The organism is Rhizobium sp. SJZ105 (genome assembly GCF_007828365.1).
Classification (GTDB): Bacteria; Pseudomonadota; Alphaproteobacteria; order Rhizobiales; family Rhizobiaceae; genus Agrobacterium; species Agrobacterium tumefaciens.
The window spans coordinates 1-1,481 of the sequence record NZ_VIUP01000041.1 but is presented as its reverse complement, the minus strand read 5'-3'; the positions used below and the strand labels follow the sequence as shown (position 1 = coordinate 1,481).

The following is a 1,481-nucleotide window of genomic DNA, read 5'->3' as shown; positions in this document are numbered from 1 at the left end:
CTCCAATGAAAGAACTCAAGGGGCAAAATGCTTATTCTGCGTCGCATTCCCTGGGCTCTGTTATGTTGAGACCGGCATTTTCGCCGATCGGCTAAATCTTCTTCGTTCGCAGGACGGGGCCTTTGCCGTCCTGCGGTGCTGAACCATTCTCCAATTCGTGCCCCTAACACCGGCCTGTTTGTCGGTTTCGGTCACATAGTGGCGTTCGGCTCCCGGCTTCCCATTCTCCTGAAGAGCGCAGCCCGGACGTGCCGGGCTCGCTAGAAGACAATCAGGACAGCCGGGATATCGTCGACGACGGACCTTCTTTGCTGTTGGTACCGCGCCGCTCGTAAGGGCGCTGGTCACGCAGGATCTGGAAGGTGATCGTCAAAAGTTTGCGCGCGATCGCAACACGCGCTTTGTTCACTCCTCTGAACTTCAGATGTTCGTACTGGGCGCGAAGCTGCGGGTCTGTCGCGATGGCCGGCTGAACGGCCTCGACAAAAGCCCAGCGCAGCCACTTGTTGCCCTGCTTGATAATCTTGCCGTGGTAAGTCTTGCCGCCCGACGAATAGGTCGAGGGCACAAGTCCGGCATAGGCGGCCAACTTCTTCGGATTGCGGAAACGGCTGATGTCGTCAATCTCGGCGTCGATCAGCCTGGCGAAGAACTCCCCGATACCGGGGATGGTCTTCAAAAGCTTCACCTTGCCATTGGTCTTCGTCATAGCCCGGATCGTGGCTTCAGACTGCTTGATCCGCTCATTGATGTCGCCGATGAATTCAAGCCCACGATCGATCTGGACGCGGTCGATTTCTGAAACGTCAATCGCAGCGAGCTGTTGGCGGCCTGTCTTGCCGAACAGATCAGTCGGTTTCTTCAATTGCGCCGTTTGCTCCGGATAGCGGTCGAACACGGTCACGACCCGGTTCTTTGTCATCGTGCGCAGCCGCACATAGAACATCCGCTCTCGAAGTGCGAGGCGCAACTCCCGCACCCTGTCTCCGGGAGCCCATGCCTCCGGCACCAGATCAGCTCTGAGCAGATGCGCCAGCACCGTCGCGTCGATCTTGTCGGTCTTGATCTTCGCGTCGGCGATCGCCTTGACCTTCAATGGGTGGGCGAGAACGACATCATCACAAATGTCGTCGAGCCAGTCGTACATCACCATCCAGTTGCGGGTGGCTTCCATCACAGCATGACTGTTCTGGCGATACCGTTCCAGAAACGAACCGAGAGACTGGCGGTCGTTCTTCACTCGCCCCGATCGCAATGTCTTCCCGCAGGAATCCTGGACAATCAGGTGGCTGTAGCTTTTGTGGTAATCCACGCCAATGTGATAATCATAAGGTGCAGTCACGTTTTGCACTCCTTCCTTAAGTTCGTCAAAACAAGGGAAAGATAAGCCAAACGGCGCAAAACGTGACTGTCCCAAGATCATCGGCATGTCAGCGATCCGTTCTCTCGATGGGCGCGGCATCTTTCATGCCACCTCCTGA

General features: G+C 56.5%; 1 protein-coding gene. It reads right to left on the bottom strand.

All coding sequences use genetic code 11. The features are described 5' to 3' along the window. Positions 1-271: 271 nt before the first annotated feature. Entirely contained in the window at positions 272-1,342 is a 1,071-nt protein-coding gene (locus FB593_RS27385) for an IS110 family transposase (RefSeq protein ID WP_076846034.1), read from the bottom strand. Positions 1,343-1,481: the final 139 nt, after the last annotated feature.